The organism is Pseudomonas silesiensis, assembly GCF_001661075.1.
In the GTDB taxonomy this organism is placed as follows: domain Bacteria; phylum Pseudomonadota; class Gammaproteobacteria; order Pseudomonadales; family Pseudomonadaceae; genus Aquipseudomonas; species Aquipseudomonas silesiensis.
On sequence record NZ_CP014870.1, the window covers coordinates 5,669,859 to 5,691,202 of the forward strand.

The following is a 21,344-nucleotide window of genomic DNA, read 5'->3' on the forward strand; positions in this document are numbered from 1 at the left end:
TGTTATCTGAACAAACGCGTTGTCCTCACGTTTTTCGCGAGCAAGCTCGCTCCTACAGGGATTGCGTCGCTTCGGCCATGCTACTCCATCGAGCCAGGGACGTGATTTCAAAACGGCTTGTCGAAGGTGATTTTCGGATCTTTCCACGGCCCTTTGACGCTGTACTGCACACTGGCAAAACGCGCCACCCGATCACCGATCAGCTTGTCGATCAGGAACAGCGCTCCGCCAATGGCCGGTGCGCCAACGATCAGTGCGGCAATCGGCAAGTTGTTGGTCACCGGCAAGGTCACCAGCAGCTTGGCATCCACCCTGTCCCCTACCAGGTCCAGGGTGCCGTTGAGTTCAATATTGCTCGACGGACCGGTCAACCGGATGGGTTCACGGGTGACGTACACGCCGTTGGTCGCCACCAGCAGGCCTTTGACGCGGTCGTAACTCAGGCCTTTGCCAAACAGGTCGGAAAAGTCCAGGCGCAGACGGCGGCCAATGGAGTTGAAATTGAGCAGGCCAAAGACCCGCAACGCCTGTGCGCTGCCCTCGACCTCAACGAACTGACCTTTATTCAGCGAAGCATCCAGGGTTCCGGAAAAGCGCTTGGTGGCCAGCCACGCCGGCGAACCAGGCCAGCGACCGTCGACGTCCATATGGAAATTTTCACTGGTGACGCTCGGTGCAAAGCCCCAGCCTTTGAGCACATCGGCGAGGTTCTTGCCGCTGGCCCGGCCTTTGAACCAGCTGCTGCTGGAACCGGGAATGCCTTCCCAGCCACCGCTACCTTGCAGGAGGATGCCCTTGAGGCCCAGGTCCAGCGTATTGAAGGCGATGCCCTTGGCAGTCGGACGCACTTTCAGCGACCAGCCGCCCACCAGATCCTTGCCCTGGAACAGTTGATTGATGATGATATCCAGCGCCGGGATTTTCGTCGGGTCTACCGCTGCCAGCGGATCAGGCGAGTTTTCGTCAGCCAGCACTGTCGGATCCGGCGCGGGTAAACGCACGTATTGCAGATTGACCGCAATCGGCGCGGCTTTGGCATCGGGAACGCTGGCGCCCCCTTTGACCTGCTGACTGTCGAGTTGCAAGGCCCACGCGCTCGGTTTGCGGTTCAGCTGAATGTCAGCCTGATCCAGGGTGGTACCGACCCCGCTGAGCTTGCCGACCTTTAAATCCACGCTACTGAGCAACTGTTTGGCGTTACCGCCCGGATCCTGGCCGGCGTATTTGTCCAGCAGATCCTTCCACGGGCCGACATCCAGCTCCGCCAGCGCGCCACGCACTCGCAGGCCTTTGGCAACGGGCAGCACGGCACTGCCGCCACCGAGGATCAACTCACCGCGACCGTCGGCAAAATTGCCGGGCGGCGCCGCAAAGGTGAAGTTGGCCAGCTGGCCATGGTTGACCCAGTAGCGCCGCTCCGGACCTTGCAACGTCATACGAAAGGTAGTGTCACGCCCCACATCGGCGGCCAGGCCGAACGGCGCGGGCAAATCGAGCGCCACGCCCCTGAGACTGGAACTGACCATCAATTGACTGTTGTCACCCTCAAGATTCAATTGCAGCTGATAGGGAATCAGGCCGGACACCGGCAACGGCTGGGTGACGCTCAACCAGTCCGTGAGTTTCTTGACCTCGACCTGACCCGAGGCGGCCACACGGGTCTTGAGGTTGCCCGGGCTGCCATCGGCGAAAATCTGGGCGCTGACCGGTTTGTCGAAGGCGCGGGCGGTGATGTTCTGCCCGCTCAAGCCCCTGGCGCTGTCGAAACGGAAGTCGCCCTTGAGCTGGGTCAGTTCCAGGGTCGGCTCGGCCAGCTTGAGGCGGGCCTTGGCGGTCTTGAAGTCGACGAGGATCTTCGGCTGCTCGCCTTTGGCCAACGGAATGTCCAGCTTCAGCTTGCCCTGCAGATCGCCCTCGCCTTCCCAGCCGGCAAAGGTCTGGGCCGTGCCGATCGGTGCTTGCTGAAGAATTTTCAGGCCATCGCCCAACCCGCCGGCGAACGCGCCGTCGAGAAACAAGCGGCTGGTTTTACCGCTCGCCACGTGGGGAATATTGACGTAGATGTCGCGAACCTGGGTGTCGAGCAACTGGCCCTTGCTGGCCAGGATGCGCACGCCGCTGTCTTCGACGAACACGTCACCCGTGACCTTGCTGACATGTGGCCAGCCTGGCTGGAAGGCCAGTTCGGCATCGTGCACCTTGAAGAACAGGCTGATGCTGCGATCCGCGTCCGCCGCGCCCTTGTTCAACGAACCCTGATACTGGAAGAAGCCCTGGTCCACTGCGCCTTTGAGAATCGCCGTACGCAGCCATTCGTCCAGCGCCGGGCTGAGCATTGTCGGCAAGTACTTGGCGGTGTACTTGCCATCGCCGTCCACCAGGCCGACCCGCAGGTCCATATAATCTTCCTGCGTGCGATCGAAATGCAGGCGGATCAGGAAATCGCCGGCGATCTTGCCCTCTTCGCCCAGCACCTTGAGATAGGGCGCAATCAGGGTGAAGCCTTCTTTATCAAGCTTCCAGTTCAAGGTTGCGTTGGCCTGGAGGTATTGCCAGGGCTTGGCGAAGATCGGGTCCAGGTGCAGGGAAAAATCCTTGCTGTCCATGCGCAACTCACCGCGACCAAGGTCACCGCTGATACTGCCGCTGACGTTACGCGCCGCCGGCGCGCCGTGATAGGCGTCGAAGCCGACCCGGTCCAGGTTGGCGGCAAAGCTGAACTTGCTGTCGTCGGTGGCGTTGGGCCGGAAATCGATCAGTACATTGCGCAAGCCACCGGTCACCTTCAGCCGCTCCACCGCCGTGGAAACACCTTGGGGCAGCGGCCCCAAGGCATTCAGCAGAGGCGTGAGCGCGGTGAGGTCGAGGCGGTCGGCCTGTAGATGCCAGAGCTCTTCAGTCTTGTCGGTGGCCGCGCTCCCCCTGAGCTGCAAGCGCGATTCCCAGCGTGTTTCACCAAGGTTCATGGCCAGGGAATCCAGGCTCGCGAGGAAGCCTTCGGCACTGCGCTGGAAATAACCGTTGAGCGCCAGATTGTTGATCTGGATCGGCTTGCGCTCGGCGTAGGCGCCCTTGAGTTGCGGGGCATTCAAACGCACTGCAGCGCTTTGCAGGGCACCCTTGTTCCAGTTCAGCCAAAGCTCGCCGCCCGCCTTGATCTCGGAGAAATTCCACTGCTGGGTGAGGCGCTCCGGCAGCCATTTCGACCAGTCGCTTTGCGGCAGGCTCAGGTAGGCATCCGCCCCGCCGTCCTTCCACTCGCTGGCGCGGATACGCGTGCGCAGGCTCATGGCCACCGGCTGACCGTCGGGCAGGGTCAGGCGGGCGTCGAGTCGCTGGCGGTAGGCGCCGGTTTTCAGGTTCAAGCCGACGTAAGTCAGGGTCAGCGGTGGCTGATCCAGTGACTGCAAGGTGATCTGGCTGTCGAGCACCGACAGCTGCTGGACCATTTGCATGCGATTGAGCAGCTGCTGCGGATCAAGCGGCTGATCCTGCTGTACCGGCAGGCCTTCCAGCGCCCAGTGGCCGTCTGCGCCTTCCTTGAGGCTGATCTTCAGGCCATTGAGTTCCAGGTGAGCGATGCGCACTTCCCGTGCCAGCAGGCTGGCCCAGAGATCCGGCACCGCGCGCACCTGATCCAGGCGCAGGGCATTGGCGCCCTCGCCGACCATTACATCGTGAGCGAGCAGAACCGGCGCGAAGCCGCTCCAGTTGCCTTCCAGTTCGCCGATATGCAGCGGCATGCCCAAGGCCGCCGCCGCTTTGGTTTCGACGTCGGCCCGGTATTCGGCCACCAGGGGTGTCAATTCCCGGCCAAGACTGACATAGAGCGCCATCAGCACCAGGACCAACGCGCACAGGCCCAGACCCCAGCGGGTCAGTGCGGCCAGTATGCGTGTCAGACGGTCCATGTCAGTTGGCTCCCATGGCAGTAACAATGCAAAAAGCTGAGGCCAGCTGTTCTAGTCGGGTTGAAACACAGCGATTCAGAGCAGCACCACGTCGTATTGTTCCTGGGAATACATGGTTTCCACCTGGAACCGAATGGTGCGTCCGATAAAACCTTCCAGCTCGGCGACATTGCCCGACTCCTCATCGAGCAAACGGTCGACGACTTTCTGGTTCGCCAATACACGATAGCCTTCGGCCTGATAGGCGCGCGCCTCGCGGAGGATTTCGCGGAAAATTTCGTAGCAAACGGTTTCCGGCGTCTTCAGCTTGCCACGGCCCTGGCAGCTGCTGCAGGGTTCGCACAGCACTTGCTCCAGGCTTTCGCGGGTACGCTTGCGGGTCATCTGCACCAGGCCCAACTCGGTGATACCGATGATGTTGGTCTTGGCGTGATCGCGCTCCAGCTGTTTCTCCAGGGTGCGCAGTACCTGACGCTGGTGCTCTTCGTCTTCCATGTCGATGAAGTCAATGATGATGATCCCGCCCAGATTGCGCAGGCGCAGCTGACGGGCGATAGCGGTGGCGGCTTCGAGGTTGGTCTTGAAGATGGTTTCTTCGAGGTTGCGATGACCGACGAAGGCCCCGGTGTTGACGTCAATGGTGCTCATGGCTTCCGCCGGATCCACCACCAGGTAGCCGCCGGACTTGAGCGGCACTTTACGCTCAAGGGCCTTCTGGATTTCGTCTTCGACACCGTACAGGTCGAAGATCGGCCGCTCGCCTGGGTAATGCTCCAGGCGATCGGCGATTTCCGGCATCAGTTCGGCGACGAACTGCGTGGTTTTCTGGAAGGTCTCGCGGGAATCGATGCGGATCTTCTCGATCTTCGGGCTGACCAGGTCACGCAAGGTGCGCAGCGCCAGGCCCAGGTCTTCGTAAATCACACTCGGCGCGCTGATGGTCTTGATCTGGTCGTTGATCTGGTCCCAGAGCCGGCGCAGGTAGCGGATGTCCATGAGGATTTCATCGGCACCGGCACCCTCGGCGGCGGTGCGCAGGATGAACCCACCGGCTTCCTTGATGCCCTCCGCGGCTACGCAATCGGTGACTACTTGCTTGAGGCGGTCGCGCTCGGCTTCGTCTTCGATCTTCAGCGAAATGCCAACGTGGGCAGTGCGCGGCATGTACACCAGATAACGCGATGGAATCGACAGCTGAGTCGTCAGGCGTGCGCCTTTGGAGCCGATCGGGTCCTTGGTGACTTGCACCACCAGGCTTTGGCCTTCATGGACCAGCGCGCTGATGCTCTCGACCGTCGGGCCTTCGCGCAGGGAAATTTCCGAAGCGTGAATGAACGCCGCGCGGTCCAGGCCGATATCGACGAAAGCCGCCTGCATGCCGGGCAATACCCGCACGACCTTGCCTTTGTAAATGTTGCCGACGATGCCGCGCTTTTGCGTGCGTTCGACGTGAACCTCTTGCAGGACACCGTTTTCAACCACCGCCACGCGCGATTCCATCGGCGTGATGTTGATCAGGATCTCTTCACTCATGGCAGGGTCTCGTTCAGGCATATTCACGATAATGGCCGCATCTTGTCAGTACGACGCTCAGCGCGCGTTAAGGGTTTGCCAACAGGGTATGCCGAAATGGCCGAGCAGCTCCGAGGTTTCGCACAGCGGCAATCCGACCACCGCCGAATAGCTTCCATTCAGTTGGGCGACAAACACCGCGCCCAGCCCTTGAATGCCATAACCGCCCGCCTTGTCCCGCGGTTCGCCGCTGGCCCAGTAGGCCGCTGCTTCCTCGCGACTGATGGGGCGAAAACGCACCAGACTGCGCACAACCCGTGACTCGCAACGCTCACCGTCAAGCACGGCAATGGCGGTCAGCACTTCATGGTCCTGGCCTGCCAACATCATAAGCATGGCGCACGCGTCAGCTTCGTCCACTGGTTTGCCAAGAATTTTCCCATCGAGCACCACGGCGGTATCGGCACCCAGCACGCAAAAATCTGCATCGGACACCACCAGCCGGCGCCCGGCTTCGGCCTTGCCACGCGCGAGGCGTTCGACATAGGCCGATGGCGACTCAGGATTCAAAGGGGTTTCATCGATGTCCGCACTGATGGCGGAGAACGGCACGCCGATCTGCGTGAGCAGTTCACGCCGACGCGGCGAGCCAGAGGCGAGGTACAGCTGTTTCATCAAGACATCTCCCTGTTTAGCGCCCTGCCGCACACATACTGTTCCTTGGCAGGGCACCGGTACGGGCCGATGCCTGACCGAATCAATTGATTCTGTAACGTCGACGCAATCCGCGCAAACCGTAGCTGACCCAAGGCCAGAGCAACGCACTGACCAGTGCCGGCAAGACCAGCGCCAGCGTTGGCTGACGATTGCCGGTCAGGGCGCTGAGCCATAATTGAACCAGCTGCGCGAGGCCGAAGATCACCAGGATCACCAGGCTCTGCTGCCACATCGGGAACATCCGCAGGCGTTGTTGCAGCGCCAGCACCAGGTACGTGATGAGCGTCAGGATCAACGCATTCTGGCCCAGCAGCGTGCCATAGAGCACGTCTTCGGCCAGGCCCAGGCACCATGCGGTCACCATGCCGACTTTCTGCGGCAATGCCAACGCCCAGAATGCCAGCAGCAAGGCGAGCCACAAGGGGCGCAGGATTTCCATGAATTGCGGCAACGGCGAAACGCTGAGCAGCAGGCCGATGGCAAACGTCAGCCAGACTATCCAGCCGTTTCGGGAGGCGGTAATACCGACCATTATTCTCTTCCCCCAGGGGTGGCCGGCGCGGAGACAGGCGGTTTGGCGGCAGGCCTCACGGCAGCGGGCTGAGCCGTCGGTGGCTTGGCGGCGGGCGGCTTGGTGGCGGCAGGTTTGGCGGCGACAGGTTTGGCCGGGGTGGTCGCGGCAGCAGGCGCGGTCGCCGGGGCAACCGGAGCGGCTGGAGCAGCGACGGCGGCCGGGATCACAGCTGCAGGTCTGGGCACGGTCGCAGGAATGATCGGTCCACCGCCGTGCTGATCCAGTGCTTCCTGGGCCTGGGCGGCATCGTTGGCGCGTTCTTCGGCCGTGCGGCTATCCGTGAATACCAACAACAGATAACGGCTGCGGTTCAAGGCGGCGGTCGGCACGGCGCGAACAATGGCGAACGGCTGGCCTGAATCGTGGATCACTTCCCTGACCGTGGCCACCGGGTAACCCGCCGGGAAACGCTGGCCGAGACCCGAGCTGACCAGCAGGTCGCCTTCCTTGATGTCGGCCGTGTCGGCCACGTGACGCAGCTCCAGGCGCTCCGGGTTGCCGGTGCCGCTGGCAATCGCCCGCAGGCCGTTGCGGTTCACCTGCACCGGGATGCTGTGGGTGGTGTCGGTCAGCAGCAGCACGCGGGAGGTGTAGGGCATCAATTCGACCACCTGGCCCATCAGGCCGCGGGCGTCGAGCACCGGCTGACCCAGCACCACACCGTCGCGCTCACCCTTGTTGATGATGATGCGGTGGGTGAAGGGGTTGGGGTCCATGCCGATCAGCTCGGCCACTTCGACCTTCTCGTTGACCAGTGCAGAGGAGTTGAGCAACTCGCGCAGCCGCACGTTCTGCTCGGTCAAGGCGGCAAGCTTTTGCATGCGGCCCTGCAACAACAGGTTTTCGGTCTTGAGCTTTTCGTTTTCCGCGACGAGTTCGGTACGGCTGCCAAACTGGCTGGCCACACCTTGCCATAGCCGCTGCGGCAGGTCGGTGATCCAGTAAGACTGCATCAGCACCAGCGACATCTGGCTACGCACCGGCTTGAGCAGTGTGAAGCGGGCATCGAACACCATCAGCGCGACCGATAGCACGACCAGCACCAACAAGCGCACGCCCAGTGAAGGCCCTTTGGTGAAAAGCGGTTTAATAAGCCGCTCCTCCCAGGCAAATGTTCTCGTTATTCATAGGCAGACCGGCCTGGATGCAGACTGACAGAAGATAAACGCAACAGGCAGCACTGCAAAGTGCTGCCTGCGCGCCAACAGCATAGATGCAACCGGCGATATCACTCGCTGGAAAGCAGGTCCATGGTGTGTTTATCCATCATTTCCAAGGCTCGGCCACCGCCGCGAGCGACACAGGTCAGCGGGTCTTCGGCAACGATCACTGGCAGACCGGTTTCCTGGGCCAGCAACTTGTCGAGGTCGCGCAGCAAGGCGCCACCACCGGTCAGTACCAGGCCACGCTCGGCGATATCGGAAGCCAGTTCCGGCGGCGATTGCTCCAGCGCACTTTTGACCGCCTGAACGATGGTGGCCAGGGACTCTTGCAGCGCTTCCAGCACTTCATTGGAGTTCAGGGTGAATGCCCGTGGAACGCCTTCGGCCAGGTTACGGCCGCGAACGTCGACTTCACGAACTTCGCCGCCCGGGTAGGCGGTACCGATTTCCTGTTTGATGCGCTCGGCGGTGGACTCGCCGATCAGGCTGCCGTAGTTGCGACGCACGTAGGTGATGATCGCTTCGTCGAAGCGGTCGCCGCCAACCCGTACGGATTCGGCGTAAACCACACCGTTCAGGGAGATCAGCGCGATTTCGGTGGTACCGCCACCGATATCGACAACCATCGAGCCGCGAGCTTCTTCAACCGGCAGACCGGCACCGATCGCAGCCGCCATCGGCTCTTCGATCAGGAAGACTTCACGGGCACCGGCACCGAGGGCCGATTCACGGATGGCACGACGCTCAACCTGGGTGGATTTGCACGGGACGCAAATCAGTACACGAGGGCTGGGCTGCAAAAAACTGTTTTCGTGAACTTTGTTGATAAAATATTGCAGCATCTTTTCACAGACACTGAAGTCAGCGATCACGCCGTCTTTCATCGGACGAATGGCAGCAATGTTACCTGGCGTACGGCCCAGCATGCGCTTGGCCTCGGTGCCAACGGCAACGACACTTTTCTGGTTACCGTGTGTCCGAATGGCCACAACCGATGGCTCATTCAGAACGATTCCGCGCTCGCGCACGTAAATAAGGGTGTTGGCAGTGCCCAGGTCAATGGAGAGATCGCTGGAAAACATGCCACGCAGTTTCTTGAACATGGGGAAAGGACCCTAGGCAACGCGTGGGTAAAAAAGTGCGGCAAACTCTAACAACGACAGGGATTTTGGGCAAGGCGCCAATATGTTAAATTGGCCGCTTTTCCGTGCACCAAGCCCCACAATCGCGGCCATATGACCGTAGAAATGCGGTAGTGTTCCGACCAATCTAACACACGGACGCCGTCCGTTCTGTTTTCCACTGGAGATTCCCATGGCGCTTGAACGCTCCGACGTGGAAAAAATCGCTCATCTGGCCTGCCTTGGCCTCAATGATGCCGATCTTCCACACATCACTTCGGCCCTGAACAGCATTCTCGGGCTGGTCGACGAAATGCAGGCGGTCAATACTGACGGTATCGAGCCGCTTGCCCATCCACTGGAAGCCAGCCAGCGCCTGCGCGCAGACGTCGTGACCGAGACCGATCATCGCGAGGCCTACCAGTCCATCGCACCAGCGGTCGAAAACGGCCTGTACCTGGTTCCGAAAGTCATCGACTAAAGGGAAAGAGCCTGCAATGCATCAATTGACTCTGGCCGAGATCGCCCGCGGTCTCGCCGACAAAAAGTTTTCTTCCGAAGAGCTGACCAAGGCCCTGCTGGCGCGCATCACCCAGCTCGATCCACAGCTCAACAGCTTCATCAGCCTCACCGAAGACCTGGCGCTCCAGCAGGCTAAAGCCGCTGACGCCCGCCGGGCCAATGGCGAGAACGGTGCCCTGCTCGGCGCGCCGATCGCCCATAAAGACCTGTTCTGCACCCAGGGCATCCGCACCAGTTGCGGCTCGAAGATGCTCGATAACTTCAAGGCGCCGTACGACGCCACCGTGGTGGCCAAACTGGCCGCTGCCGGCGCGGTGACCCTGGGCAAGACCAACATGGACGAGTTCGCCATGGGTTCGGCCAACGAGTCGAGCTACTACGGCGCGGTGAAAAACCCGTGGAACCTGGAGCACGTGCCCGGTGGTTCGTCGGGGGGTTCGGCCGCCGCCGTTGCCGCTCGCCTGCTGCCGGCCGCCACCGCGACCGATACCGGCGGCTCGATCCGTCAACCCGCCGCATTCACCAACCTGACCGGCCTGAAACCGACGTACGGTCGTGTTTCGCGCTGGGGCATGATCGCTTACGCTTCCAGTCTCGATCAGGGCGGCCCGCTCGCCCGTACCGCCGAAGACTGCGCGATATTGTTGCAAGGCATGGCCGGCTTCGACCCGCAGGACTCCACCAGCATCGACGAGCCCGTGCCGGATTACAGCGCCAGCCTCAACGGTTCGCTGAATGGCCTGCGCATCGGCGTCCCGAAGGAATACTTCAGCGCCGGTCTCGACTCGCGTATCGCCGATCTGGTCATGGCCAGCGTCGAAGAACTGAAAAAGCTCGGCGCCGTGGTCAAGGAAATCAGCCTGCCGAACATGCAGCACGCCATTCCTGCGTACTACGTGATCGCCCCGGCAGAAGCCTCTTCCAACCTGTCGCGTTTCGACGGCGTGCGCTTCGGCTACCGCTGCGAAAACCCGAAAAACCTGATCGACCTGTACAAGCGCTCCCGCGGTGAAGGTTTCGGCCCGGAAGTGCAACGCCGGATCATGGTCGGTGCCTATGCCCTGTCGGCCGGTTACTACGACGCCTACTACCTGAAGGCGCAGAAGATCCGCCGCCTGGTGAAGAACGACTTCATGGCCGCCTTCACCGAGGTCGATATCATCCTCGGCCCGACCACGCCAAACCCGGCCTGGAAGCTCGGTGCCAAGAACAGCGACCCGGTTTCTGCGTACCTGGAAGACGTCTACACCATCACCGCCAACCTCGCCGGCCTGCCGGGCCTGTCCATGCCCGCAGGTTTCGTCGATGGCCTGCCGGTCGGCGTGCAGTTGCTCGCCCCGTATTTCCAGGAAGGTCGCCTGTTGAACGTTGCCCATCAGTATCAGCAGAACACTGACTGGCACACCCGTACCCCAACCGGCTTCTGAGGAGAAACACATGCAATGGGAAGTCGTGATCGGGCTGGAGATTCATACCCAGCTCACTACCCGGTCGAAAATCTTTTCCGGTAGTTCCACCACCTTCGGTTCCGAGCCGAACACCCAGGCCAGCCTGGTCGACCTGGGCATGCCCGGTGTACTGCCGGTGCTGAACCAGGAAGCGGTGCGCATGGCGGTGATGTTCGGCCTGGCCATCGATGCCGAGATCGGCCAGCACAACGTGTTCGCCCGCAAGAACTACTTCTACCCGGACCTGCCCAAGGGCTACCAGATCAGCCAGATGGAGTTGCCGATCGTTGGCAAGGGCCACCTGGATATCGCCCTGGAAGACGGTACGGTCAAACGCGTCGGCATCACTCGCGCGCACCTTGAAGAAGACGCTGGCAAGAGCCTGCACGAAGAGTTCACCGGCGCCACCGGCATCGACCTGAACCGCGCCGGCACGCCCCTGCTGGAAATCGTTTCCGAGCCGGACATGCGCAGCGCCAAGGAAGCCGTGGCTTACGTCAAGGCTGTCCACGCGCTGGTGCGCTACCTGGGCATCTGCGACGGCAACATGGCCGAAGGCTCGCTGCGCTGCGACTGCAACGTGTCGATCCGTCCGAAAGGCCAGGTTGAATTCGGCACGCGCTGCGAGATCAAGAACGTCAACTCGTTCCGCTTCATCGAGAAGGCGATCAACACCGAAGTGCAGCGTCAGATCGAGCTGATCGAAGACGGCGGCAAAGTGATCCAGCAGACCCGCCTGTACGATCCGAACAAGGACGAAACCCGTCCGATGCGCAGCAAGGAGGAAGCCAACGACTACCGTTACTTCCCCGATCCGGACCTGTTGCCGGTGGTCATTGAAAACTCGTTCCTCGACGACGTGCGCGCCACCCTGCCGGAATTGCCACCGCAGAAACGCGAGCGCTTCCAGGCGCAGTTCGGCCTGTCGGTCTACGACGCCAGCGTCCTGGCCACCAGCCGCGAGCAAGCCGATTACTTCGAGAAAGTCGTGAGCATCAGTGGCGACGCCAAGCTGGCGGCCAACTGGGTGATGGTCGAGCTGGGCAGCCTGTTGAACAAACAAAGCCTGGACATCGACCAGTCGCCGGTCTCGGCCGAGCAACTGGGCGGCATGCTGCTGCGCATCAAGGACAACACCATCTCCGGCAAAATCGCCAAGGTGGTGTTTGAAGCCATGGCCAACGGCGAAGGCAGCGCGGACGAGATCATCGACAAGCGCGGCCTCAAGCAAGTAACCGACAGCGGCGCCATCTCGGCAGTGCTGGACGAGATGCTCGCGGCCAATGCCGAACAGGTCGAGCAGTACCGCGCGGCAGACGAAGCCAAACGCGGCAAGATGTTCGGCTTCTTCGTCGGCCAGGCGATGAAAGCGTCCAAAGGCAAAGCCAACCCGCAACAGGTCAATGAACTGCTGAAAAGCAAGCTCGAAGGCTGATGTGCATGGAGCCAGCATTCAAAACTGGCTCAAATCCCTGTGGGAGCGGCGGTGCGACGATTCGACTTGCTCGCGAAAGCGGTGTGACATTCAACATTGATGTTGAATGTGATGGCCTCTTCGCGAGCAAGTCGAATCGTCGCACCGCCGCTCCCACATTTGTTTTGGGAAACCATTGAATGAAGCGTCTACTCAGCGCCTGCGCACTGCTCTCCCTGCTGGCCGGTTGTTCCAGCACCGACATCATCGACCCCCACGGCTACGACAAGACCGGCACCGCCTCCTGGTACGGCGCCAGACACCAAGGCAAACGCACCGCCAGTGGCGAGCGTTTCAACAAAAATTCCCTGACCGCCGCCCACCGCCAGCTACCCTTTGGTACACGGGTGAAGGTCACGAACCTGAATAACGACAAGTCCTGTGTGGTGCGCATCAACGATCGCGGGCCACATACCCGCGGGCGCTTGATCGATGTTTCACACGAGGCCGCCGAGCGACTGGGTATGCTCAGAAGCGGCACCGCACGGGTTCGCGTGCAAGCCCTCGACTGACCGACGGAGCCTCGACCATCTTCGGACTTGCCGATTTACCCCTGCTCAGCGTGATTGAACTGCTCAGCGGCCTGTTGTTACTGATCGCCGGTGCCGAACTGATGGTGCGCGCCGCCGTGCGCCTCGCCGCACGGTTGCATGTTCGACCGTTGATCATCGGCCTGACCATCGTCGCCCTCGGCAGCAGCGCACCGCAGATGGCAGTCAGCCTGCAGGCGACCCTGGCGCAAAACGCCGACATCGCTGTCGGCAGCGTTATTGGCAGCAGCATCTTCAACATCCTCGTCACCCTCGGGCTCTCGGCGCTGATAATCCCGCTACGGGTATCGCGGCAACTGGTGCACCTGGATATTGCGCTGATGATCGGCGCCAGCCTGCTGGTGTTCATATTGGCGTGGAATGAAGAACTGACCCGGGTCGACGGCGTGCTGCTGCTGGCAGCGCTTGTGCTGTATCTGGGCTTGCTGCTGCGCCAGTCGCGGCATTCGGCCCGCCCGCAGTCGTCTGCCCAAGATGTGGTGCAGGCCCCCTGGTTCAGCAGCCTGATGATGATCGCCGTCGGGCTGGGGATGCTGATATACGCCGGGCACTTGCTGTTGGGCGCCGCGGTGTCGGTCGCCACCGATCTGGGGCTTTCCGAGCGGATCATCGGCCTGACCATCGTTGCCGTCAGCACTTCCCTGCCGGAACTGGCCACCTCGTTGATCGCGGCGTTGCGCGGAGAACGGGAGATCGCCGTGGGCAACGTGGTCGGCAGCAACCTGTTCAATCTTCTGGGTGTGCTCGGTTTTACCGCACTGGTCGCGCCGTCACCGCTGTCGGTGTCGCCCAATGCCCTGGATTTCGATTTGCCGGTCATGCTCGGCGTCGCAGCGCTGTGCCTGCCGGTGTTCTATTCCGGCTACCGGATGACACGGGCCGAAGGCCTGCTGTTTCTGGGGCTGTACCTGGCGTACGGCCTGCATGTGGTGTCATTCACCACCGGCATGCCGCTGGCAGGCAAGCTCGAACACCTGATGCTGTTTTTTGTCCTGCCGGCACTGGTGGCGTATTTGCTGTTCACGTCGCTGCGCGCCTGGCGTCGCCAACACCACAAGAGGGAATTGCCATGACCGAAAATAAAAAGCCTGGCGTTGAAGTCCGCCGCCAAGTGATGGGCGACGCTTTCGTCGACCGTGCGCTGGGCAATGCCACCGAGTTCACCCAGCCCCTGCAGGATTTCGTCAACGAGCACGCCTGGGGCAGCGTCTGGAACCGCGAAGGTCTGCCACTGAAAACCCGCAGCCTCATCACCCTTGCCGCGCTGACAGCGTTGAAGTGCCCGCAGGAATTGAAAGGCCACGTGCGCGGTGCGCTGAACAACGGCTGCACTGTGGAAGAGATTCGCGAAGCGCTGCTGCATTGCGCGGTGTATGCCGGCGTGCCGGCGGCGATCGATGCGTTTCGGGCGGCGCAGGAAGTGATTGATAGCTACAAGAAGCCGGAGTAATCGTCGGTATTGGTGGTGATCGTTCGGCCGTCTTCGCGAGCAAGCCCGCTCCCACATTTGACCGAGTCGTACCCAAATTTTGTGTTGGTGGAGATCAAATGTGGGAGCGGGCTTGCTCGCGAAGAGGCCCGATAAAACACAACAAATCCAGAAGCTAGATCCACCCACCCCACTGCAACAAAAAGATCCCTACGTTGGTGGTGACCGCCGCCATCAAGGTGGTGATCACGATGATCGCGGCGGCCAGTTCATGATTGCCATTGGCCTGACGGGCCATGACAAAGCTGGCCGCGGCGGTCGGGCTGCCGAAGTACAGGAACAGAATCCCCAGCTCCGCACCGCGAAAACCCCAGAGCCAGGCTCCCAGCGTCGCCAGGATCGGCAGGCTGATCATCTTCACCAGGCTTGAACTCAGCGCCATCGAGCCGCTTTTGCGCATTGCCGCCAGCGACAGGGTGCCGCCGATGCAGATCAGCGCCAAGGGCAACGTGGTCTGCGCCAGGTACTGGCCGGACTTCTCCAGCCATCCCGGCAAGCCGATGTTGAAGTAGGCGAACGGTGCCGCCGCAAACACGCTGATGATCAGCGGATTGATCATCACGCTTTTAAAGATGCTCCATGGGTCCGACTTGATCACCGGGCTGTACACCGCCAGCACGATGGTCGAAAGCGTGTTGTAGAACAGGATCACCAGTGCCGCGAGAATCGCTCCGAGGGAAATCCCGTAGTCACCGTACATGCTCGCTGCCAGCGCCAGGCCGATGACACCGTTGTTGCCGCGAAACGCGCCCTGGGTGTAGATCCCCCGGTCTTCCCGCGGGCATTTCCAGATCGCCCAGCCCCAGGCAATGGCGAAACAGACCAGGGTGGCGATAGAGAAGTAGATCAGCAGCGCCGGTTGCAATGCGGCGTGCAGGTCGGCGTGCAGGATGCCCAGGAACAACAGCGCCGGCATGGTGACATTGAACACCAGGGCCGATGCGGTGTGGATGAAGTTGTCGTTGATCCAGTCGATGCGCTTGAGCAGCACCCCCAGAAACAGCATGGCAAACACCGGCGCGGTGATGTTCAGGGTTTCGAGGAAGATAGCCAGCATGCCGGGGGTAACCTTGGGTGGGCGTCGGTAGGGGGCTAATGATAAGCCACGGAGGACGTTGGCGTCTGGTAGAACGCCTTCGCGGGCAAGTCGGATCGCCGCACCGCTCGCTCCTACAGTTTCAAGTCGTTCGCGCAAATACGTACGACACGGACCTGTAGGAGCGAGCGGTGCGGCGATCCGACTTGCCCGCGAAGAACAATAACGGGGTATCAGGTGATAGGCGCAGGGTTGAACAAGGTGATGTCGTTATGCAGCTTGTGCCGCTCCGCCCACGTCTGCTTTTTGCCGCTGGCCACATCCAGGTAGTAGTGGAACAACTCCCACCCAAGGTCCTCGATCGAAGCCCGCCCGGTCGCGATCCGTCCGGCATCGATGTCGATCAGGTCCGGCCAGCGCTGCGCCAGTTCGGTCCGGGTCGAGACTTTCACCACCGGCGCCATCGCCAAACCATAGGGCGTGCCGCGACCGGTAGTGAACACATGCAAGTTCATCCCCGCCGCCAGCTGCAAGGTTCCGCAGACAAAATCACTGGCCGGTGTCGCACAGAAAATCAGCCCTTTGCGCTTGAAACGCTCCCCAGGGCCAAGCACCCCATTGATCGCGCTGCTGCCGGATTTGACGATCGAGCCCAACGATTTCTCGACAATGTTCGACAACCCGCCCTTCTTGTTCCCAGGCGTAGTGTTGGCACTGCGATCAGCTTCACCCTTGGCCAGGTAACGGTCGTACCAGTCCATTTCCCGCACCAGTTCCTGGGCCACTTCCTCGGTTTCGGCGCGGGACGTCAGCAGGTAAATTGCGTCGCGGACTTCGGTGACTTCGGAAAACATCACCGTCGCGCCAGCCCGCAGCAACAGGTCCGAGGCATAACCCAGCGCCGGGTTGGCAGTGATCCCGGAAAAGGCATCGCTGCCGCCGCATTGCATGCCGAGGATCAGCTCGGACGCCGGCACGGTTTCCCGGCGACGTTGATCGAGCTTCTTCAAGCGGGCCTCGGCCAGTTCCATGATCTGCTCGATCATCTCGGTGAAGCCATGACTGGAATCCTGCAAGCGATACAGCCACGGTTCGCTCAAGTCCACCGAACTGTCGTTCTCGTGCATCACCTGCCCGGCCTGCAATTTTTCGCAACCCAGGCCGATGACCAAGGCTTCGCCACCCAGGTTCGGGTTGCGCGCCAGGTTGCGTACGGTGCGGATCGGGATGTACGCGTCCGTCGCGGTAATCGCCACACCGCAGCCGTAGCTGTGGGTCAGTGCCACCACGTCATCGACGTTCGGGTACTTGGGCAGCAATTCGTCCTTGATGCGCTTGACCGCGTGGTCCAGCACACCAGTGACGCACTGCACGGTGGTGGTAATGCCGAGGATGTTGCGCGTGCCGACAGTGCCGTCGGCGTTGCGATACCCCTCGAACGTAAAACCCTCCAGCGGCGCCTGTGCCGCCGGCACCTCGGTGGACAGCGGCAAGCTGTCCAGTGGTGGCGCGGTCGGCATGCGCAGTTGATCTTCCTTGACCCAACTGCCGCGTGGAATCGGTTGTAATGCGTAGCCAATGGTCTGGCCGTAACGAATCACCTGACCACCCTCGGGAATATCCTCAAGGGTGACCTTGTGGCTCTGCGGCACAAAGTCCAGGGTGACCAGGCCGTCCGGAAACTCGGTGCCGGCGGGCACCCCCTGATCGTTGACCACGATGACCACGTTGTCCCGCTCGTGCAGGCGGATGTAGCGCGGCGAGTCGGAATGTTCAATCAACTGCATGACGCCGCTCCTCAGGAATGCGCTTGAGACAATTTGCTATTGGTTTCAGGACCGCTGACTGGCGGTTCCTTGAGCACCACACGTTTGATCGGGCCAACGATCACCAGATAGCTGAACACCGCGACCAGTGCGTTGCAACCGACGAACACCAGCGCCCATTTGAACGAACCGGTGGAGCTGATGATGTAACCGATCACGATCGGGGTGGTGATCGACGCGATGTTGCCGAAGGTGTTGAACAGGCCACCGCTCAGACCGGCGATCTGCTTCGGCGAGGTGTCGGACACCACGGCCCAGCCCAACGCACCCACGCCTTTGCCGAAGAACGCCAGGGCCATGAAGCCGACGACCATCCATTCCACGTCCACGTAGTTGCAGGCCACGATGCTGCTGGAAACCAGCAAGCCGGCAATGATCGGCGCCTTGCGGGCGAAGGTCAGCGAGTGGCCCTTGCGCAGCAGGTAGTCGGAGATTACCCCGCCGAGCACACCACCGATAAAGCCGCAGATCGCCGGCAACGAGGCGATGAAACCAGCCTTGAGGATGGTCATGCCGCGTTCCTGCACCAGATACACCGGGAACCAGGTCAGGAAGAAGTAGGTGATGCCGTTGATGCAATATTGACCCAGATACACGCCGAGCATCATGCGGTTGGTCAGCAGCTGGCGAATGTAGTCCCACTTCGGACCGTCGGCCTTTTTGCCTTTGCCTTTGTCCTGGTCCATGTCGACCATGCCGCCGTTGTCGGCGATGTGCTTGAACTCGGCTTCATTGATCCTCGGGTGTTGGCGCGGGCTGTAGATCACCTTCAGCCAGATCCCGGAGAAGATGATACCGATCACACCCATGACGATGAACACGTGCTGCCAGCCGTAGCTGTAGACGATCCAGCCCATCAGCGGGGCAAACAACACGGTGGCAAAGTACTGCGCCGAGTTGAAGATCGCCGAGGCCGTACCGCGCTCTGCCGTCGGGAACCAGGCCGCCACGATGCGTGCGTTACCGGGGAAGGATGGCGCTTCGGCCAGGCCCACCAGGAAGCGCAGCATGAACAGCGCAACCACCGCGGTGGACATGCCGAATTCACCGACATAGCCCTGCAGCACGGTGAACAGCGACCAGGTGAAAATGCTCAGCGCGTAGATTTTTTTCGAACCGAAACGGTCCAGCAGCCAGCCACCGGGAATTTGCCCGGCCACGTAGGCCCAACCGAATGCGGAGAAGATATAGCCGAGGGTGACCGCGTCGATGCCGAGGTCTTTTTGCAGGCTGGAGCCCGCGATGGCGATAGTGGCCCGGTCGGCGTAGTTGATGGTGGTCACCAGGAAAAGCATGAGCAAAATCAAATAGCGGACGTGGGTTGGCTTGGTCGCTTGCATGTAGATGTACTCCCACTGATTATTTTTATGCGGGTAATAGCTATGTAGGAGCGAGCTTGCTCGCGATGGAGGCCAACGATGACGCGGGGCATCAGGCAGAACGCCGCGACCTCGAGACCATCGCGAGCAAGCTCGCTCCCACAGGTATTGCGTGTATCAGGAGCCGATGTAGCTGGTTTTCACCACGGTGTAGAACTCTTGCGCGTAGCGACCTTGCTCGCGAGAGCCATAGGATGAACCTTTACGCCCGCCGAATGGAACGTGGTAATCCACGCCCGCCGTCGGCAGGTTGACCATCACCATCCCGGCCTGGGAATGGCGCTTGAAGTGGTTGGCATGCTTCAGCGATGTGGTGGCGATGCCCGCCGACAGACCGAATTCGGTGTCGTTGGCCATGGCCAGCGCAGCGTCGTAATCGGCCACGCGCACGATGTTGGCCACCGGGCCGAAGATCTCTTCGCGGCTGATGCGCATCGCGGCTTCGCTGTCGGCAAACAGGGTTGGCGCGAGGAAGTAGCCTTCGGTGTCGCAGGTCACCAGACCACCGCCGCTGACCAGGCGCGCACCTTCGGACTGGCCGATATCGATGTACTTCATGTCCTGTTCAAGCTGGGCTTGCGAGACGACCGGACCGATATCGGTGCCGGTTTTCAGCGCGTGGCCGACCTTGATCGACTTCATGCGCTCGGCCATCGCCTCGACGAACTTGTCGTGAATCCCGGCAGTGACGATGAAGCGGCTCGAGGCGGTGCAACGCTGGCCGGTGGAGTAGAACGCGCTCTGCACCGACAGTTCGACCGCTTGCTTGAGGTCGGCGTCGTCGAGAATGATCTGCGGATTCTTGCCGCCCATTTCCAGCTGCACCTTGGCCTGGCGCGAGACGCAGTTGACGGCGATCTGACGCCCGACACCCACGGAGCCGGTGAAGCTGATGCCGTCGACTTTCGGGCTCTGCACCAGCGCATCGCCAATCACTCGACCACTGCCCATCACCAGGTTGAACACGCCGGCCGGGAAGCCCGCGCGGGAAATGATTTCAGCCAGGGCCCAGGCGCAGCCCGGTACCAGATCCGCCGGTTTCAGTACCACGCAGTTGCCGTAGGCCAGAGCCGGGGCGATTTTCCACGCCGGGATTGCGATCGGGAAGTTCCACGGGGTGATCAGACCGACCACGCCCAGCGCTTCGCGAGTCACTTCAACATTCACGCCCGGACGCACCGAGGGCAGGTAGTCGCCGGACAGACGCAGGCATTCGCCGGCGAAGAATTTGAAGATGTTGCCGGCGCGGGTCACTTCGCCGATGGCTTCGGGCAGGGTCTTGCCCTCTTCCCGGGCCAGCAGAGTGCCAAGCTCTTCGCGACGGGCGAGGATTTCGGTGCCGACTTTGTCCAGTGAATCGTGGCGAGCCTGAATGCCTGAGGTCGACCAGGCCGGGAACGCGGCGCGCGCAGCATCGATGGCGGCGTGGACCTGAGCCAGATCGGCCTTGGCGTATTCACCGATGGTGTCGGTGAGCTCGGACGGGTTGATGTTGGCGGAGTAATCGCTGCCCGCTACCCATTCACCGTTGATGTAGTTATCGAAACGCTTCGTATCAGCCACAACCTTTCTCCTAAACATAAGAGTCTTTACGCAAAAGGCCGCTGATTGCTCAGCGGCCTTTCTCAATCGGTTTTTTACTGCGCGCCCTGCTTGTCGATCAGCGCGGCCAGAGCTTCGTACTCTTCTGGCAGCAGATCGGTCAGCGGTGCACGCACAGGACCTGCGTCATAGCCGGCAATTTTTGCCCCGGCCTTGACGATGCTCACCGCGTAACCGGCCTTGCGGTTGCGGATGTCCAGGTACGGCAGGAAGAAGTCGTCGATGATCTTGCCGACGGTAGCGTGATCTTCGCGGGCAATGGCGTGGTAGAAATCCATCGCGGTTTTCGGGATGAAGTTGAACACCGCGGACGAGTAAACCGGTACGCCCAATGCCTTGTAGGCCGCGGCGTAGACTTCGGCGGTCGGCAGGCCACCCAGGTAGCTGAAGCGGTCGCCGAGGCGGCGACGGATCGACACCATCAACTCGATATCGCCCAGGCCATCCTTGTAGCCGATCAGGTTCGGGCAGCGCTCGGCCAGACGTTCCAGCAGCGGCGCGGTCAGGCGGCAGACGTTACGGTTGTAAACCACCACGCCGATTTTCACCGATTTGCACACGGCTTCAACGTGAGCAGCCACGCCGTCCTGGCTGGCTTCGGTCAGGTAATGCGGCAGCAGCAACAGGCCCTTGGCGCCCAGACGCTCGGCTTCCTGCGCGTATTCGATGGCTTGACGGGTCGAACCGCCAACACCGGCCAGGATCGGCACGCTGGTTTCGCAGGTGTCGACGGCGGTCTTGATGATTTCCGAATATTCGCTGGCCGCCAGAGAGAAGAACTCACCGGTGCCACCCGCGGCGAACAGCGCCGAGGCGCCGTATGGGGCCAGCCATTCGAGACGCTTGATGTAGCCAGCGCGATGGAAATCGCCCTGGGCATTGAAATCGGTAACCGGGAAAGACAGCAGACCGGAAGAGAGGATGGACTTCAGTTCTTGTGGATTCATTCTTCGAACACCCTGGGTAGCGACGTTTATGTTGTTGAGAAAACATTCAGCTTTCGGCTGGTTGTAGGTCAT

General features: G+C 61.2%; 17 protein-coding genes. 6 read left to right on the forward strand and 11 right to left on the reverse strand.

Translation table 11 applies throughout. The annotated features are described in order from the left end of the window. Positions 1 to 107: 107 nt before the first annotated feature. The 6 genes from PMA3_RS25180 to mreB all read right to left on the reverse strand — a co-directional run bounded on the left by PMA3_RS25180 (position 108) and on the right by mreB (position 8,980). Positions 108 to 3,911 (reverse strand): YhdP family protein, encoded by a 3,804-nt coding sequence (locus tag PMA3_RS25180; protein WP_064679732.1) that lies wholly within the window; start codon positions 3,909 to 3,911, stop codon positions 108 to 110. A 75-nt stretch (positions 3,912 to 3,986) separates the two neighbouring features. Beyond that, positions 3,987 to 5,444: a ribonuclease G gene (rng, locus tag PMA3_RS25185; RefSeq protein ID WP_064679733.1), complete on the reverse strand. Its 1,458-nt coding sequence runs from the start codon at positions 5,442 to 5,444 to the stop codon at positions 3,987 to 3,989. A 57-nt stretch (positions 5,445 to 5,501) separates the two neighbouring features. After that, positions 5,502 to 6,098, reverse strand: a complete 597-nt coding sequence (locus PMA3_RS25190; RefSeq protein WP_064679734.1) for a Maf family protein — start codon at positions 6,096 to 6,098, stop codon at positions 5,502 to 5,504. Between the two features lie 82 nt (positions 6,099 to 6,180). Beyond that, positions 6,181 to 6,672, reverse strand: a complete 492-nt coding sequence (mreD, locus tag PMA3_RS25195; RefSeq protein ID WP_064679735.1) for a rod shape-determining protein MreD — start codon at positions 6,670 to 6,672, stop codon at positions 6,181 to 6,183. Further along, complete coding sequence (gene mreC, locus PMA3_RS25200) at positions 6,672 to 7,805, reverse strand: rod shape-determining protein MreC (RefSeq protein ID WP_082930419.1); 1,134 nt, start codon at positions 7,803 to 7,805, stop codon at positions 6,672 to 6,674. The genes mreD and mreC overlap by 1 nt, the downstream gene beginning before the upstream one ends. 137 nt (positions 7,806 to 7,942) lie before the next feature. Beyond that, a complete protein-coding gene (gene mreB / locus PMA3_RS25205; RefSeq protein ID WP_002555108.1) occupies positions 7,943 to 8,980 on the reverse strand; it encodes a rod shape-determining protein MreB in 1,038 nt (345 codons plus the stop codon). 211 nt (positions 8,981 to 9,191) lie between these two features. On the opposite strand from mreB, the gene gatC reads away from it, so the two are divergent. The 6 genes from gatC to PMA3_RS25235 all read left to right on the forward strand — a co-directional run bounded on the left by gatC (position 9,192) and on the right by PMA3_RS25235 (position 14,443). Further along, positions 9,192 to 9,479 carry an Asp-tRNA(Asn)/Glu-tRNA(Gln) amidotransferase subunit GatC gene (gene gatC, locus PMA3_RS25210; RefSeq protein ID WP_045061473.1) on the forward strand — a complete coding sequence of 96 codons (288 nt, stop codon included), beginning with the start codon at positions 9,192 to 9,194 and terminating at the stop codon, positions 9,477 to 9,479. Positions 9,480 to 9,495: 16 nt separating this feature from the next. After that, the gene (gene gatA, locus PMA3_RS25215; RefSeq protein ID WP_064679737.1) at positions 9,496 to 10,947 is read left to right on the forward strand and encodes an Asp-tRNA(Asn)/Glu-tRNA(Gln) amidotransferase subunit GatA; all 1,452 of its coding nucleotides are present in this window, start codon (positions 9,496 to 9,498) and stop codon (positions 10,945 to 10,947) included. A gap of 10 nt (positions 10,948 to 10,957) precedes the next feature. After that, complete coding sequence (gene gatB / locus PMA3_RS25220) at positions 10,958 to 12,403, forward strand: Asp-tRNA(Asn)/Glu-tRNA(Gln) amidotransferase subunit GatB (protein ID WP_064679738.1); 1,446 nt, start codon at positions 10,958 to 10,960, stop codon at positions 12,401 to 12,403. Positions 12,404 to 12,582: 179 nt separating this feature from the next. Continuing rightward, on the forward strand, positions 12,583 to 12,954 hold the full coding sequence (locus PMA3_RS25225; RefSeq protein WP_064679739.1) for a septal ring lytic transglycosylase RlpA family protein: 372 nt from the start codon (positions 12,583 to 12,585) through the stop codon (positions 12,952 to 12,954). Between the two features lie 50 nt (positions 12,955 to 13,004). After that, a complete protein-coding gene (locus PMA3_RS25230; RefSeq protein ID WP_064679740.1) occupies positions 13,005 to 14,066 on the forward strand; it encodes a calcium/sodium antiporter in 1,062 nt (353 codons plus the stop codon). Then, complete coding sequence (locus PMA3_RS25235; RefSeq protein WP_064679741.1) at positions 14,063 to 14,443, forward strand: carboxymuconolactone decarboxylase family protein; 381 nt, start codon at positions 14,063 to 14,065, stop codon at positions 14,441 to 14,443. The genes PMA3_RS25230 and PMA3_RS25235 overlap by 4 nt, the downstream gene beginning before the upstream one ends. A gap of 154 nt (positions 14,444 to 14,597) precedes the next feature. Here PMA3_RS25235 and PMA3_RS25240 read toward each other — a convergent pair whose 3' ends face one another. From PMA3_RS25240 to kdgD, 5 genes are all read right to left on the reverse strand, one after another. After that, positions 14,598 to 15,539, reverse strand: coding sequence for an AEC family transporter (locus tag PMA3_RS25240; RefSeq protein ID WP_064679742.1), 942 nt, complete (start codon positions 15,537 to 15,539; stop codon positions 14,598 to 14,600). 212 nt (positions 15,540 to 15,751) lie between these two features. Beyond that, positions 15,752 to 17,305: a galactarate dehydratase gene (gene garD / locus PMA3_RS25245; protein ID WP_064679743.1), complete on the reverse strand. Its 1,554-nt coding sequence runs from the start codon at positions 17,303 to 17,305 to the stop codon at positions 15,752 to 15,754. An 11-nt stretch (positions 17,306 to 17,316) separates the two neighbouring features. Continuing rightward, on the reverse strand, positions 17,317 to 18,684 hold the full coding sequence (locus tag PMA3_RS25250; protein WP_064679744.1) for an MFS transporter: 1,368 nt from the start codon (positions 18,682 to 18,684) through the stop codon (positions 17,317 to 17,319). A gap of 156 nt (positions 18,685 to 18,840) precedes the next feature. Next, positions 18,841 to 20,286, reverse strand: coding sequence for an aldehyde dehydrogenase family protein (locus PMA3_RS25255; RefSeq protein WP_064679745.1), 1,446 nt, complete (start codon positions 20,284 to 20,286; stop codon positions 18,841 to 18,843). Between the two features lie 74 nt (positions 20,287 to 20,360). Next, complete coding sequence (gene kdgD / locus PMA3_RS25260) at positions 20,361 to 21,272, reverse strand: 5-dehydro-4-deoxyglucarate dehydratase (RefSeq protein ID WP_064679746.1); 912 nt, start codon at positions 21,270 to 21,272, stop codon at positions 20,361 to 20,363. Between the last annotated feature and the right edge of the window lie 72 nt (positions 21,273 to 21,344).